The sequence below is a fragment of the Amycolatopsis sp. YIM 10 genome (assembly GCF_009429145.1).
Classification (GTDB): Bacteria; Actinomycetota; Actinomycetes; order Mycobacteriales; family Pseudonocardiaceae; genus Amycolatopsis.
The window spans coordinates 1,875,530-1,889,720 of sequence record NZ_CP045480.1 but is presented as its reverse complement, the minus strand read 5'-3'; the positions used below and the strand labels follow the sequence as shown (position 1 = coordinate 1,889,720).

Annotated in this window: 16 protein-coding genes; 7 read left to right on the top strand and 9 right to left on the bottom strand. The window is 69.6% G+C overall.

Annotated elements, in window-relative coordinates:
- Entirely contained in the window at nucleotides 1-1,212 is a 1,212-nt protein-coding gene (locus tag YIM_RS09410) for a M14 family zinc carboxypeptidase (RefSeq protein ID WP_228004974.1), read from the bottom strand.
- Between the two features lie 152 nt (nucleotides 1,213-1,364).
- Nucleotides 1,365-2,129 (bottom strand): acyltransferase, encoded by a 765-nt coding sequence (locus tag YIM_RS09405; RefSeq protein WP_153029976.1) that lies wholly within the window; start codon nucleotides 2,127-2,129, stop codon nucleotides 1,365-1,367.
- A gap of 53 nt (nucleotides 2,130-2,182) precedes the next feature.
- Between YIM_RS09405 and YIM_RS09400 the strand changes: the two genes are divergently transcribed.
- The 3 genes from YIM_RS09400 to YIM_RS09390 are packed head-to-tail and all read left to right on the top strand — an operon-like array spanning nucleotide 2,183 to nucleotide 5,144.
- On the top strand, nucleotides 2,183-3,136 hold the full coding sequence (locus tag YIM_RS09400) for a nucleoside hydrolase (RefSeq protein ID WP_153029974.1): 954 nt from the start codon (nucleotides 2,183-2,185) through the stop codon (nucleotides 3,134-3,136).
- Nucleotides 3,137-3,138: 2 nt separating this feature from the next.
- Nucleotides 3,139-4,284: a C40 family peptidase gene (locus tag YIM_RS09395; protein ID WP_153029972.1), complete on the top strand. Its 1,146-nt coding sequence runs from the start codon at nucleotides 3,139-3,141 to the stop codon at nucleotides 4,282-4,284.
- Nucleotides 4,285-4,286: 2 nt separating this feature from the next.
- Nucleotides 4,287-5,144 carry an SDR family NAD(P)-dependent oxidoreductase gene (locus YIM_RS09390; RefSeq protein WP_153029970.1) on the top strand — a complete coding sequence of 286 codons (858 nt, stop codon included), beginning with the start codon at nucleotides 4,287-4,289 and terminating at the stop codon, nucleotides 5,142-5,144.
- Between the two features lie 53 nt (nucleotides 5,145-5,197).
- Here the strand turns inward: YIM_RS09390 and YIM_RS09385 are convergent, their stop codons facing one another.
- The 4 genes from YIM_RS09385 to YIM_RS49075 all read right to left on the bottom strand — a co-directional run bounded on the left by YIM_RS09385 (nucleotide 5,198) and on the right by YIM_RS49075 (nucleotide 8,415).
- Complete coding sequence (locus YIM_RS09385; protein WP_153029968.1) at nucleotides 5,198-6,421, bottom strand: NADH:flavin oxidoreductase/NADH oxidase family protein; 1,224 nt, start codon at nucleotides 6,419-6,421, stop codon at nucleotides 5,198-5,200.
- 1 nt (nucleotide 6,422) lies between these two features.
- The gene (locus YIM_RS09380; protein WP_228004647.1) at nucleotides 6,423-6,917 is read right to left on the bottom strand and encodes a hypothetical protein; all 495 of its coding nucleotides are present in this window, start codon (nucleotides 6,915-6,917) and stop codon (nucleotides 6,423-6,425) included.
- On the bottom strand, nucleotides 6,914-7,882 hold the full coding sequence (locus YIM_RS09375) for an SDR family oxidoreductase (RefSeq protein WP_304506008.1): 969 nt from the start codon (nucleotides 7,880-7,882) through the stop codon (nucleotides 6,914-6,916). Before YIM_RS09375 ends, YIM_RS09380 begins: the two co-directional genes overlap by 4 nt.
- Before the next feature lie 197 nt (nucleotides 7,883-8,079).
- A complete protein-coding gene (locus tag YIM_RS49075) occupies nucleotides 8,080-8,415 on the bottom strand; it encodes a hypothetical protein (protein ID WP_228004973.1) in 336 nt (111 codons plus the stop codon).
- A 20-nt stretch (nucleotides 8,416-8,435) separates the two neighbouring features.
- On the opposite strand from YIM_RS49075, the gene YIM_RS49070 reads away from it, so the two are divergent.
- Together YIM_RS49070 and YIM_RS09365 are read left to right on the top strand one after the other, a co-directional pair.
- A complete protein-coding gene (locus tag YIM_RS49070; protein ID WP_228004646.1) occupies nucleotides 8,436-8,708 on the top strand; it encodes a hypothetical protein in 273 nt (90 codons plus the stop codon).
- 23 nt (nucleotides 8,709-8,731) lie between these two features.
- Nucleotides 8,732-9,370 (top strand): TetR/AcrR family transcriptional regulator, encoded by a 639-nt coding sequence (locus YIM_RS09365; RefSeq protein ID WP_194240097.1) that lies wholly within the window; start codon nucleotides 8,732-8,734, stop codon nucleotides 9,368-9,370.
- Between the two features lie 158 nt (nucleotides 9,371-9,528).
- Here YIM_RS09365 and YIM_RS09360 read toward each other — a convergent pair whose 3' ends face one another.
- Together YIM_RS09360 and YIM_RS09355 are read right to left on the bottom strand one after the other, a co-directional pair.
- Nucleotides 9,529-9,837: an antibiotic biosynthesis monooxygenase gene (locus YIM_RS09360; RefSeq protein ID WP_228004645.1), complete on the bottom strand. Its 309-nt coding sequence runs from the start codon at nucleotides 9,835-9,837 to the stop codon at nucleotides 9,529-9,531.
- Nucleotides 9,838-9,842: 5 nt separating this feature from the next.
- Entirely contained in the window at nucleotides 9,843-10,640 is a 798-nt protein-coding gene (locus YIM_RS09355) for a helix-turn-helix domain-containing protein (RefSeq protein ID WP_153029963.1), read from the bottom strand.
- A 133-nt stretch (nucleotides 10,641-10,773) separates the two neighbouring features.
- Here YIM_RS09355 and YIM_RS09350 point away from each other — a divergent pair, with 133 nt between their 5' ends.
- Nucleotides 10,774-11,208 carry a hypothetical protein gene (locus YIM_RS09350; protein ID WP_153029961.1) on the top strand — a complete coding sequence of 145 codons (435 nt, stop codon included), beginning with the start codon at nucleotides 10,774-10,776 and terminating at the stop codon, nucleotides 11,206-11,208.
- Between the two features lie 29 nt (nucleotides 11,209-11,237).
- Here the strand turns inward: YIM_RS09350 and YIM_RS09345 are convergent, their stop codons facing one another.
- Nucleotides 11,238-12,449: an FAD-dependent monooxygenase gene (locus YIM_RS09345; RefSeq protein WP_194240096.1), complete on the bottom strand. Its 1,212-nt coding sequence runs from the start codon at nucleotides 12,447-12,449 to the stop codon at nucleotides 11,238-11,240.
- Nucleotides 12,450-12,702: 253 nt separating this feature from the next.
- On the opposite strand from YIM_RS09345, the gene rox reads away from it, so the two are divergent.
- On the top strand, nucleotides 12,703-14,154 hold the full coding sequence (gene rox / locus YIM_RS09340; RefSeq protein WP_153029960.1) for a rifampin monooxygenase: 1,452 nt from the start codon (nucleotides 12,703-12,705) through the stop codon (nucleotides 14,152-14,154).
- The last annotated feature ends 37 nt before the right edge of the window (nucleotides 14,155-14,191 follow it).

Genomic DNA, 14,191 nt, shown 5'->3' with positions numbered 1-14,191 from the left:
TCAGTCGTCCAGGCGAGCGTCGGCTTCGGCCGCCGCGGTGCCGATGTTCGGCCCGCGCGGCGGGATCCGGTCGTACTCGGCCGGGTCCAGGTTGCGCACGTGCCCGCTGGCGATCGAGGACAGCATCCCGTCCAGTCCGATGTAGACGGACTTGGTGAGCACCGCGCGGTGCTGCTGTCCCAGCGTCTGGGTCTGCCCGCGCACCTCGAACAGCACGGTGCCGCTGCCGTTCAGCGCGAACGAGCCCAGCCCGGTGCCGGGCAGGTTGGTGTCCTGCGGGTACAGGGTCACGTTCCCGAAGACCGGCCGGTTGTTCGCCGCGCCCTGCAGCGCGTTGTTCACCGCCACGTTCAGCTGCTTCGAGTACTTGAGGTCGTACTTCGGCGCATACTTCTCGTAGCCGGGCGTGGTGGCCGGGTCGTCGACGAACTTGCCCGAGATGGACAGCGTGACGAACTCGTCGGGATCGTCCGGCATCACGTAGCAGGCGCCCTGGTGGTGCAGGTCGACGTAGGTGTCCACCTTGCCGAACTCGGCGGTCAGGCCGCGGTAGACGTCGCGCACGATGGAGGTCTCCGGCGAGAGGTACCAGCCGGTCTGCGCCGAGGTGCCGGGGAAGTCCTCCTTGCGCGGCACGTAGTTCAGGTCGGGGTTGTAGTCGCGGTTGATGTCGAACCCCGGCCGCTGCGAGTAGTCGTCGCCCTGCAGCGAGCCGGTGTAGTAGTTCCACGCGGGCTGGACGCCCCGCAGCTGCGGGTGGCGCGCGGTGACCTCCTGCCAGGACATGTCGTTGCCGCGGCGGTCGAGTTCGGCGCCGTCCGGGTTCATCTTCGGAATGGCGACGATGGTCAGCTCGCTGCGCCAGCGCTTCGCCTTGGCCGAATCGCTGGTGCCGACGAAGTCCAGCAGGTTGAGGATGGCGTCCGTGCCGGTCTTCTCGTTGCCGTGGATCTCGCTGGTCAGCAGCACGGCCTTGGGCCCGGTGCCGACGCGCGCCGAGTAGATCTCGCGGCCGCGGTTGCTCCGGCCGAGCTGGTCGACCTCCACCTTGCCGCCGCTGGCGCGCTCGATCCGGTCGAGCTCGATGCCGAGCTCGCGGTGGTCGGTGAACTGGTTGATCGGCAGCTCGCGCGGCGTTTCGCTGCACTGGGCAGCCGCGGTGTAGATGCCGTCGTCGGGCGCGGCGACCGCCGGGGCGGCGGTGCCGAGCAGGGCGATGCTGGACAGGGTGACTAACGCGAAGGCCGAACGTCTGCGTACGCGCACGAGCTGCTCCTCCACTTCGGGGTGAGGCTCGATGCTAGTTAGTTACAGCAACGAACGGAATCCTCCGTTCGTCCGGTTTGCCGCCCGGCTCGAAGTGCCTAGTTCGAGGTCAGGTCGCGCAGCGTCTTCTCCAGGGCCTTGTCCGCCTTTCGGGCCATGTCTCGCACGGCTTCGCGGCGTTCGGCGTCGGCCTCGTAGTCGGCGCGGCGGTCGCGCACCACGCGGGCCGGTGAGCCGACCGCGATCGCGTAGTCCGGGATGTCACCGCGGACCACGGCGTGCGCGCCGAGCACGCAGCCCCGGCCGACGCGGGTGCCCTTGAGCACCGAGACCTTGGTGCCGATCCAGGTGTCCGGTCCGATCCGCACCGGGGACTTCACGATGCCCTGGTCCTTGATCGGCAGCGTGATGTCGGTGGTCACGTGGTCGAAGTCGCAGATGTAGACCCAGTCGGCGACCAGGGTGGCCGCGCCGAGCTCGATGTCGAGATAACCGTTGACCACGTTCTGCCTGCCGAACACGGCCTTGTCGCCGATGCGCAGCGAACCCTCGTGGCAGCGGATCGCGTTGCCGTCGCCGATGTGCACCCAGCGGCCGATCTCCAGCCGCCCGTAACCGGGACGGCAGTGGATCTCCACGTCCTTGCCGAGGAACACCATGCCGCGCAGGATGATGTGCGGGTTGAGCAGGCGGAACTTGAGCAGCCGCCAGTACCGGACCAGGTACCAGGGGGTGTAGGCGCGGTTGCGCAGCACCCAGCGCAGCGAGTCGGCGGTGAGGAACCGGGCCTGCCGCGGGTCGCGCCGCGCGCGCCGCCACGCCTTCGCCCTGGCCACCACCGGGGAACCCCACATGGATGTCATGGGGCTGACCGTAACCTGTAGCCATCGGCGGGTGACAGACCAGGGAGCGGCAGTTGGGCACGAAACTGATCATCGACACCGATCCCGGGGTCGACGACGCCTTCGCGCTGGCGCTGGCCGCGCGCAGCCGCGAGATCGAGCTGATCGGCGTGACCACGGTGTTCGGCAACGTGCCGCTGGATTCGACCACGGAGAACGCCCGCCGCCTGCTGAACCTGTTCGGCCGCGCCGACGTGCCGGTCGCCGCCGGTGCCGAACGCCCGCTGGTGCACGCGCAGAGCCGGACCTCGGCGGTGCACGGGGCGGACGGGCTGTCCGGCCGGTCGGCCTCGCTGGCCGCCGCCGAGCGTGACCTGGAGAGCGCCGACGCGGTGAGCATGCTGGTCACGCTGCTGGAACGCGCCGACGAGCCGGTGACCATCGCACCGATCGGCCCGCTCACCAACATCGCCCTGCTGCTGGCCGCGCACCCGCGCGTCCGCGACCGGATCGAGCGGCTGGTGGTGATGGGCGGCGCGATCGGGCGCGGCAACGTGACCGCGGCCGCCGAGTTCAACGTCTGGGCCGATCCCGAGGCCGCCCGCCGGGTGCTGGTGGAGGAGCGCGTGCCGGTCACGCTGGTGCCGATGGACCTGACCCGCCGCTGCGCGGTGTCCACCGACTGGCTGGCCGAGCTGGCCGACGGTGATCCCGTCGGCGAGGTGCTGGTTTCGCTCACCGGTGATTACCTCGACCACTACCGCAAGGAACTCGGGTACGACGGCATCGTGCTGCACGACGCGGTCGCGGTGGCCGAGGCGATCCGGCCGGGGCTGCTGGAGACCGAGCGGTTCCCGGTGGACGTGGACTGCTCGTTCGGTCCGCACCGGGGCGCGACCCTGCTGGACCAGCGTCGTTGGACACATCGGGAAGCCAACGGCGAGCCGGAGGGCCCGTCGATCGAGGTCGCCGTGGACACTGACCTCGACGGCCTGCGCCAGTTCGTGCTCGACGGGATCAGGGGGTAGTGGTGGCGGAGGAAACCAGGCAGCGGCCGGTCCGGCGCGCGCTGGTCATCGCGCTGGTCGCGGTGGCCGTGGCGACCGGGCTCTTTGTGCTGGCCAACGGCCAGGACAACGGCTCGCCGCAGGCGGACAGCGCGGCGAACACCGCTCCCCCGGCATCCCCCGAGCCACCGGCGCCCGCACCGAGCACCCCGCAACCGCAGCCGGGCGCGGCGCTGCCCGCGTCGCCGGGCAAGCAGCTCGACGACTGGGCCGCGCAGTACTCGACCTGGCTGGAGATCCCGCAGCGGTCGATGCTCGCCTACGCCAAGGCGACCATCACCATGGGCCAGGAGCAGCCCGGCTGCCACGTGTCGTGGGTGACGCTCGCCGGGATCGGCAAGAACGCCAGCGACCACGGCCGCGTCGGCGGGGTGATCGGTGAGGACGGCCGCCCGGCACAGCCGATCGGCACCGTCGAACTGCTCGACTTCAACGGCACCGTGGTCTCCGAGCGGGACGCGAACGGCCCGATGCAGCTGACCCCGGCGATCTGGGACAAGTGGGCCCGCAGCGCGAGTGGTGCGGGCGCGCCCGATCCGCAGAACCTCGACGACGCCGCGCTGACCGCCGCCCGCGCCCTGTGCGGCGACGGCGGCCGCGACCTGTCCGACGGCCCGACCTGGTGGAACGCGGTCAGCTCGCTCCAGGACGCGCCGCTGTTCCTGCACCGCGTGCTGGCCACCGCGAACGTCTACGGCACGGTCGCGAAAACCGACTCGCCGCCGAAGGCCTCGGTGCTCAAGGCGGTCTACTTCGCCATCGAGAAGATCGGCCTGCCGTACGTGTGGGGCGGCAACGGCATCGAGGGCGGGCACGAAGGCTTCGACTGCTCCGGGCTGACCACCGCGGCCTACGGCAACGCGGGCATCACGCTCAAGCGCACCGCGCACTGGCAGTACGGCAGCGTGCCGCTGGTGCCGGTCGAGGAGGAGCCGCAACTCGGCGACCTGGTGTTCTTCGGCAATCCGTCGACGAAGATCCACCACGTCGGCATCTACGTGGGCAACAAGCAGATGGTGGACGCGCCGACCTTCGGCCAGGCGGTGCAGGTGCACGCCTACCGCCGCCCCGGCGACGACTACGCCGGCGCGGGACGGCCGGCGAACTGACCATGCCGGCCGCACAGTCCGCACGACCCACGGCGATCATCACCGGCGGGACCGGCGGCATGGGGCTGGCAACGGCGAGGCTCATGGGGCACGACCACCGGATCGTGCTGGCGGACCTGGACCGGACGCGCCTCGATGACGCGGTGCGCGAGCTGACCACGGCCGGAGTCGAAGCGATCGGCGTGGTCTGCGACATCACCGACAAGGCATCCGTCGAGCAATTGTTCCAGCGCGCGGAGGCTGAAGAAAGTCACGTTCGCGCGGTAGTCCATGCCGCTGGAATCAGTCCGCACATGGGTACGGCTGAACGCATCACTCGCATCAACGCGACCGGCACCGTCCACATCGCGCGGACATTTCTCGCGCGGGCCGCGGAGGGTGACGTACTCGTCAATGTGGCATCAACCGCCGGACACAGCATTCCCAAGCTCCTCGTCCCGCTCCGTGCTTTCCGCCTTGCCGAGCAACGGCCCGGCGACTTCGAGAAGGCGATCGTCAGTCGCGCGAGGTTTGTCGGCCGAAAGCTGAAACCCGGACTGGCCTACGCGATCAGCAAGAACTTCGTCCACTGGTACAGCCGTTTCCTGGCGGCCGGGTTCGGTGAGCGGGGAGCGCGGGTTGTTTCTGTCTCCCCAGGGAGCTTCGATACCGCGATGGGGCGCCTGGAGGAGAACCACGGCGCCGGCGACCTGGTGAAATCGGCGGCGATCAAGCGATTCGGCAAGCCCGAGGAGGTCGCGGCTGTGCTCGCGTTCTGCGCAAGCGAAGCACCCGGCTATCTGACCGGGGTCGACATCCTGGTCGATGGGGGCACCAAGGCCGGGAAAGAGTTCGCGAAGGCTCGGAAGAGAGCGCTCTAAGATAGCGCCCCCTGCTCACCGCGACTTTGCCGCCCGCCTGCCGGCGTCGATGCTCATCGGGGCAGCACCACCTGACTGGTCATGGCGCCCGCCATGGTGGCGAGTGCGCGGAGCACGGTGCCGATGCCGGCTTGGGTCTGCGGGGTGCGGCCGGCGGCGATGCGGTGGAACTGGGCGTTGTGCGTGGCGAGCTGGAGGTAGCCGTCCAGTGGCCGGTAGCCGGTCGGGCGGAGGCCGGTGGGCAGGAGCGGCTCGGGTTCGCCTGCCAGGAGGCGGGCTGGGTAGTCGGGCACGAACGCCATCGGACGGGCAATGCCGATCACGTCGGTCGTTCCGTCACCCAGTAGGCGTTGCATGGTTTCGCGGGTGCGCAGGCCGCCGGTGAGCATGAGCGGCACGCCGACGCGTTCGCGGACTTTCGTTGCGTAGTCGGCGAAGTAGGCTTCCCCGGTCGCGGCGCGGCCGGTGTGGTGGACGCCTTCCATGGCGGGTTCGGCGTAGTTGCCGCCGGTGATCTCCAGCAGGTCGACACCACTGTCGCCGAGGGCGGCGGCGACATCGAGGGATTCGGCCTCAGTGAAGCCGCCGTGCTGGAAGTCCTTCGAGTTCAGCTTCACGGAGACAGGCACGTGCGGGCCGACGGCCTCGCGCACAGCGGCCACGGTCTCCAGCAGGGCACGGCGACGGCCGGCGGCGTCGCGGCCGTAGTGGTCGCCGCGGGTGTTGGCCAGCGGGGACAGGAACTGCGACAGCAGGTAACCGTGCGCCGCGTGGATCTGGACGCCGTCGAAACCGGCGGCGACGGCGAGTTCCGCGGTGTGAGCGTAGGAACGGATCAGCTCCTGGATCCGTGTCGCCGTCAGTTCGCGAGCCTTGCGCAGGTTGTAGCCGGGCACGGGTTCGCGGCCGGCCGAGGGGGCGACCGGGCGGCGGGTGAAGGGAACGGTGGCGACCCGGCCGGGGTGGTTGATCTGCATCCACACCGCGGCACCACCGGCGTGGACGGTGTCGGCCCAGGTCTTGAATTCGCCCAGGTGCCGGTCGTCGTCGAGAATGATGTTGCGGGGTTCGACCAGCCCGTCGCGGTTGATCATGACGTTGCCGGTGATGAGCAGCCCGGCCCCGGAGCGGGCCCAGGTGGCGTAGAGGCGGCACAGTTCGGCGGTGGGGGCGCCGTCGCGGGCGGCGAGCTGTTCGCTCATGCCCGCCTTGGCGATGCGGTTGCCCAGCACGGCGCCGCAGGGCAGGGTCAGCTGGTCGGACAGGTTCGTGGTCATGTCAGAGCACCCTCGGTCGGAGTCGGGTCACGGTGAACAGCGGCGACAGTGGCCGCAGCGGAAGTGGTGGCAGGCCCGCGGAGAGGTCGACGCGGTGCACCCGGGCCTGGATGACCCGGCCGAGGCCCAGCTGGTCGAGCGGGTTGCGTTCGGAGCCGCCCACTCGCAGGTCGAAGCCGGTGACCTCCCGGACTTCGAGGCCCCGCTCGCGCGGGGTGAACGCCACGACCCGCGGCAACGCGAAACCCGCCAGGCCCATGACGTTGCGGTGCGGGCGAGCGAGAATCGGTGGTGCGTCGGCGCGGGCGGGCTCGGCGAGCCGGATTCCGGGCGGCAGCCACGGTTTCATCGCCCGCGGGTCGACTTCGACGGTGGCGGTGAAGTAGTGCGCGTCGCGGTAGAGGGAGTGGCGCGGATCGGCCAGGGTGAGCAGGCGCCGCATATCGGTCCGGAGGCCGCGGCTGTCGGTGCGGGTACGGGGTTCCCAGTCGCTCACTTCACCCTCCGGTACACCGCGCGCAGCACGGAAGCGCTGATCCAGCGCGGGCCGTAGAGCCCGCTCAGTGTCTGGGCTTTGGCGAACGGGCCGGGCACGACCCGGCGCTTGCCCTTGGCCATACCCGTGATCGCTTGCCTGGCGGCAGCGTCGGCGGACACCCACAGCGGTCCGGGCACCAGCCGGTCGAGCCCGGGCGCCTCGGCGGCATGGGTGAACTCCGTCTTCACCGGACCGGGCGCAAGCAGCGTGCACCCCACCCCGGTTCCGGCGAGTTCGGCGTGCAACGACTCGGCGAACGTGTTCGCGAACGCTTTCGACGCGGCGTAGGTGGTGTTGTTCGGGCCGGGCTGGTTGCCCGCCGTCGAGCCGGTGATCAGGATCGCGCCCGCCTTGCGCTCCAGCATCCCCGGCAGGACCGCCAGGGTCAGTTCGTGCACGGCGACGACGTCCAGCTCGACCTGAAGACCCTCACGCTGCGCGTCCAATGTGGACAGCGGACCGTAGGTGGCGAATCCGGCGTTGTTGCACAGCACCGCGATGTCGCGGGCGGCCAGATCGGCGACCAGCTTGGCGCGCGCGTCGCGGTCGCCGAGGTCGCACGCGTACACCTCGGCCTCGACCCGGTGCCGTTGTGCGAGCCGGTCGGCGAGTTCGCGCAGCCGGTCTTCCCGGCGGGCGATGAGGATCAGTGAGTGGCCGCGGGCGGCCAGGTGCTCGGCGAGCGCGGTGCCGATGCCGGAGGAGGCACCGGTGACCACGGCCCGGTTGCGCGAGGTCGGTGGGGGCAGGCTCATGCGGTCAGCTCCTTGATCTTCTCTCGCGTCGAGATGTCCGTTGGGTGAAGGTGCGGGTGGTGGTGGGAGGTCGCGACGGGCGGCCCAGGTCGCGAGCCCGCCGCCGAGCAGCCGTGCCCGGCGGGCGAGCAGGTCCGACAGCGGGATCGGGAACAACCGTTGCGTCACCGCGGCTTCGGCGAGGAAGGCGCGCCGTGCGAGATGATCTTCCCGGCACCGGACCGCGGCGCGACCAGGCCGAAACGTAGAGGTTGGCGTACCGCGGCACCAGCGTGTGCTCGATCAGCAGCGGCTGTCCGTTCTCCCAGGTGAACATCGATTCGTCCAGGAACGGGAATCGGGTGCGGTACCCGGTGGTGTCGTACTCACCGCGGGTTGACCGTGACGTCCTTGGTGACCAGCGCATGGTCCGGCTTCTCGAGTCCATAGCGTTCGTAGCGGCCGCAGGACAGTCGTAGCAGGATCTTGAACCCCAGCCGCTGCACCGGCATCGGCAGCCACACCCGGTCCAACTCCGAGGCCGGGATCCCGAAGATGGTCTTGGGGATGAACCAGTACCCGGATCGCATCGACAGGTCCGCGCTGCCGAATGTGGCCGCCGCCTCGACCGCGAGATCGCTGGCCGAGTTGCCGCCACCGACCACCAGCACCCGGCTGCCGGACCCGAAGTCCGCGGGCCGCTTGTAGTCCTTGGAATGCAGCTGCCTGCCGGTGAACTTCGGTGTCGAACTCGAAGTGCGCGGGCATCGGGTACTCGACGTACTGGGTGGAGCGCTTCGAGCTGATCAGGTGCGTCGAGTCGTACACCCCGCGCGGCCAGTTCCCGCCGATCGCGCCAGTCGCCTCGAACTGGTCATACGGGATACCGGCCTGCTTCCACGCGCGTGCCAGCCCGTTGCCGACGTATCCGGCGCCGATGACGCAGAACCGCCTCGTCGTGCCATCGCTCATCACCACCTCCAATTGCTACAGCACCGTAGCTACAGTGATGTAGCTTTGCAAGGTAGGATGCTGCCCATGACGTCTTCCGCGGCAACCGGCAAACGCCCCTACGCCCCGCGCATGGCCCCGGCCGAGCGGCGCGAGCAGCTGCTCGACGCCGCACTGGAGATCATCAACACCGACGGCGTGGCCGCCGTGTCGGTCGACGGCGTCGCCAAGGCGTGCGGGGTGACCCGCCCCGTCGTCTACGGGCAGTTCACCGACGCCGACCACATCCTGCGCGACCTGCTCCACCGCGAAGGCGAACGCGCACTCGCCCAGATCACCGAGGTACTACCCGCCGACCTCGCCGACGCGGACCCCATCGACACCTTCACCCAGGTCGCCCAAGGGTTTTTCGCCGCGGTCACCGCCAGCCCGCAGCGCTGGCGCTCCATCCTGCTGCCGGTCGACGGAGTGCCGCCCGCGGTGCGCAAGTACAAGCGGCGCACCGAAGCCGCCGTCCGCGCCCGCATCGCCGAGATCACCCGATGGTTCCTCCGCGACCAGCCCGACGCCGAAACCGTCGACGTCGACCTGCTTGCCCACCTGCTGCTCACCGCCATGCAAGAAGGCGGCAGGCTCGTCCTCGACGACCCCGGCACCTATCCCCCGGAGCGCCTCACCGCCATGGCCCGCTTCATGGTCGAAACCTTCTTCAGCCACGAGCATTGAGCCACCACTGCGGAACTCGTCAGGCGTTGCGATTAGGGCGTCGCCGCTGCCGTGGTCGACGAGATCCGCGCACGGTCGAACCGGCCGTCGCGCGGCGCGCAGATCAACAAGGACAGCGAACTCTTCGGGCGCGACGGCAGCTCGGTGGCGTGACCACCTCAGGGAAACGCGACCACGACCTCGTAGAGGGCCGGGTTGGGGGTGGCGACCTGCGCGGCCTCGGCGACCGACGACTGGAACCGGCCGTGGTTCTGTGTCGCGGCCAGCCAGTCCTGCTCGCTGTCCCAGTGCGCTACGTTGACGAGCTGAAACCGTGAGTCCGGCAGCAATGCCCGGTGCAGGCGGACGTCTCTGAAGCCGGGCGCGTCCTGGAGCAGCTCGGCCCGTTCCCGCCAGTGGTCGACGAACTCGTCCACGCGGTCCGCGGAGATCTCGAAAACGTTGATGAAGGTGACGCCGTCAGTCATGCTGATCATTCCTCGAGTGCGCGTAGTGCGTTTGTGGTGAATTCGTCCAGGGGATAGAACAGCTCGATCGCCAGCTCGGACAGCGTCACATCGGCCGGAGCGCCGAAAGTGGCCATGGTGCTGAACATCGACAGCTCACCGTGTGGAGTCCGGACTCTTAATGGAACTTGTATCGGGCTTGGTGGGTGCTCGGCATCGGCCTGTTCCGTGTCCGCGGGGCTGGGGTACTGGCGGACTTCCTCGTACAGCGCCCGCAGTTGCGGGTCGCCGGTGGCGTTGACCTGGCGGAGCAGTCGTTCGAGGAACAGCGCCCGGACCTCGCGGAGGTTGACCAGTCGCGCGGCCAGCCCGTCGGGGTGCAGGGCCAAGCGGTACACATTGGCTTGTGGCCGCAGCAAGTGCCGCGGTATGCCGTCCATGAGCACGGCCATGGCCTGGTTACCGGTCACCACGTTCCACTGGCGGTCGACCACCACTGCCGGGTACGGCTCGTGCGCGGTCAGCATGGTGTCGAGCGCTGAACGGATCGATGCCATGGTTTTGTCGTCGAGGCTGCTCTCCAGGTAGGCCGGTGCGTAGTCGGCAGCCAGCAGCAGGGTGTTGCGCTCGCGCAGGGGGATGTCCAGGGCGCGGGAAAGGCGCAGCACCATCGTCCGGCTCGGCCGGGCGCGGCCGGTTTCCACACAGGACAGATGCCGGGCGGAAGTGTCTGCCAGGAGGGCGAGATCAAGCTGGCTGAGCCTGCGGCGCTGCCGCCACTCCCGCAGGAGCACTCCCACCCTGACCGGCTGCTGTGTGGCCATACTCCGAAGCGTAATCGGCGTGGATCACCGACTCCATGACCTCGGAGGTCATTGAGCCCATGCCCCGCACCGTGTCACCGTCGGGCCAGACCGGGCCTGAACGAGACCCGGTCCAGTGACCGAGGAGACAGGCATGAGCATCCCCAGCACCGCTGCCCCGCGTGACGCGATGTCACCCGGCGGCACGTCAGACCTGCTGCGCGGCAGTTTGCGAATCGACGGCTGGGGCACCGCCGTCTTCGGCGTGGTCATGCTGGTGGGCGGGCAATGGCTCACCGGTCCGCTCGGCCTGCCAGCCGCCTGGTTCGTTCCGATCGGGATCGCCATGGTGGGCGGTGCCGCCGCCCTCGGCCTGATCGCCGGCTATCCGCGAACCCCACCGCGACTGGCCGGGTACGCCATCGCGGGCAACGCCTTGTCCGGCTTGGCGATCCTTACTCTCGTGTTCACCGGGCTGTTGCCGCTCACCGGCCTGGGCATCGCCTTCATGCTCGCTGGGGCGGCCTGGGTCACCACGTTCGCCACCCTCGCGTTCATCGGCCTTGGGCGCTCGCAGAGCCTGTCGTAAGAAGGCAGGCCCGGGCCATGGGCACCGGCCTACGGCCTGGCCGGCGACGCCGCGGCACCGGAGTCCGGCACCCCGGCGTAGTCGGGCAGTTCGACGCCGTTGATCGCGCGCTCGACCAGCGCGGTGAGCACCGCCATGTCGGGCTCCTGGCCGGGCTCGGCATCCGGGGCGGGGGCGGTGCGGATCTGCACGTGTACCCGGCCGATCTCCTGGTTGGCCTCGACGAACGAGCGCATCCGCGCCTCGTAGCCGGCGAACCCGGCCTCGGGCTCCCACTTGGCCGCGGCCAGCTCTCCGGCCAGCAGGTAGGCACCGACCAAGGCCAGCCCGGTGCCCGCCCCGGACAGCGGCGACGCGCAGAACGCCGCGTCGCCGAGCAGCCCCACCCGTCCGTTGGACCAGCGGTCCAGCACCACTTGGGCGACCTGGTCGAGGTAGAAGTCGGGGGTGTCGTCCAGGTGCGCGAGGATGCGCGGGGTCAACCAGCCGAGGTCGGCCACCTGCTCGCGCAACAGGCTCTTCTGCGCTTCGATGTCGCGGTAGTCGACGTCGAAGTCGGCCGCGGGAAAGGAGAACATGGCCATCGCCCGGGTGGCGTCCTGGATGGGCCGCAGGCCGGCCGAGCGCCCGGACTCCTCCTGGTACTCGATCAGCCAGCGATCCAGCCCGAACTCGTTGGGCACGCTGTAGAAGGCCAGCACGAGTCCGAGGTGGCGGACGAACCGCTCGCGCGGTCCGAAGACCATCGCGCGCAACGACGAGTGCAGTCCGTCGGCCCCGACCACCAGGTCGAAGCGCCGCCGCTCGCCGCTCGCGAAGGTCACGTCGACCCCGTCCGCGTCCTGGGCGAGCTCGGCGATCCGGTCGCCGAAGCGGTATTCGACACCGTCGCGGGTGTCGTCGTAGAGCACCCGGGACAGGTCTCCGCGCAAGATCTCGATCTCCGCGATGAACCCGTCGCCGCCGTGGTCGTCGGCGCTGTAGGTCTCCAGTACGTTCCCGTCGACGTCCACGGTGTGCGCGCCGGCGGTGTCCGTGCAGGCCGCGCGCACCGCCGCGTCCAGCCCCATCCGCCGGATGACCTCCTTGGCCACTCCGCGCGCGTCCACCGCCTGACCACCGGGACGCAAAGCGGGAGCCCGCTCCACCACGGTCACCTCGGCTCCCCGCCGGCACAACCAGTGGGCCAGCGCGGGCCCCGCGATGCTCGCCCCGGCCACCAACACCCTGTTACCGCTCACCACGACCCCCAGTCGTCGATCCGGTTGAAGGCCTGGAGTGTACGGCGATCACCTCCCCCGCCGGCAGCTGAGAGAGAAAAGGATTGGACGCCGTGACGCGCGGGCCAGTAGCTTGCAGCCGACCGTGACGCCGCCCGAGGAGGTGAGACCCATGAACGCTGTATCGACGTGGGTGCTCCCCCTTCCCGTCACGGCCGGCGACTGACCTGGGTGTCGCCGGGAGCGCCTCAAGGCACTCCCGAAAGGCAACACCATGAACTCTTCGCAGCCGTCGTCGAACGAATTGTTCGACGTGATCATCGCCGGGTGCGGGCCGACCGGCGCGATGCTGGCCGCCGAACTGCGACTGCACGAGGTGCGGGTTCTCCTGCTGGAGAAGGAAACCGAGCCCGTGTCGTTCGTCCGCATCGTCGGTCTGCACATTCGCAGTCTCGAACTGATGGCGATGCGCGGACTGCTGGAACGCCTCCTGCCACACGGGAGGCAGCGCCCGGCCGCCGGATTCTTCGCCGCCATCGACAAACCCGCGCCACCGGACCTGGATACCGCGCACGCCTATCTGCTGGGCATTCCGCAACCGGTCATCGTCCGGCTCCTCGAAGAACACGCGATCCAACTGGGCGCGCAAATCCGGCGCGGTAACGCGCTGGCCGCTTTCGAGCAGGACGACGACGGGGTGACCGTCGAGCTGGCCAACGGCGAAAAGGTGCGTTCGCGTTATCTCGTCGGTTGTGACGGCGCGCGCAGCACGGTGCGCAAACTGCTCGGCGTCGGTTTCCCCGGCGAACCCTCGCGGGCCGACATGCTGATGGGCGAGCTGGAAGTCGGTGTGCCGCAAGAGGAAATCGCCGCCAAGGTGGCCGAGATCAGCCAGACCCACATCCGGTTCTGGCTCCGGCCCTTCGGCAACGGAATCTACAGCGTCCTGGTCCCCGCCGCCGGAGTCGGTGATCGCGCGGAACCGCCCACCCTCGACGATTTCCGGCAACAGCTGCACGCCATCGCCGGAACCGATTTCGGCGTGCACTCCCCGCGCTGGCTGTCCCGCTTCGGCGACGCCACCCGGCTGGCCGAGCATTATCGGGTCGGACGGGTACTGCTGGCCGGCGACGCGGCGCACATCCATCCGCCGATCGGCGGGCAGGGCCTCAACCTCGGTGTGCAGGACGCGGTCAACCTCGGCTGGAAACTGGCCGCGCGGATCCGGGGCTGGGCAACGGAAACACTGCTGGACACCTACCAGGCCGAACGTCATCCGGTCGCCGAGAGCGTGCTGGACAACACGCGCGCCCAGACGGAACTGCTGTCCACCGAGCCGGGTCCGCGGGCGGTGCGCAGGCTGCTCACCGAGCTGATGGACTTCGACGAGGTGAACCGCCGACTCATCGAGAAGATCACCGCCATCGACATCCGCTACGACTTCGGTGACGGCCCTGACCTGCTCGGCCGCCGCCTCCGCGACATCGATGTGAAGCAGGGCCGCCTCTACGACCGGCTGCATCGCGGCCGCGGCCTGCTGCTGGACCGCACCGAACGGCTGACCACCGGCGGCTGGTCGGATCGGGTCGACCACCTCGCGGATCCCACCGCGGACCTGGACGTGCCGTGCGTTCTGCTCCGCCCCGACGGCCACGTCGCCTGGATCGGCGACGACCAGCAGGACCTGGACGACCACCTCGCCCGCTGGTTCGGCGAGCCGGGGTGACAGGTAGCGGACAGATCCGGGAGTGCCCCCGCCGCTG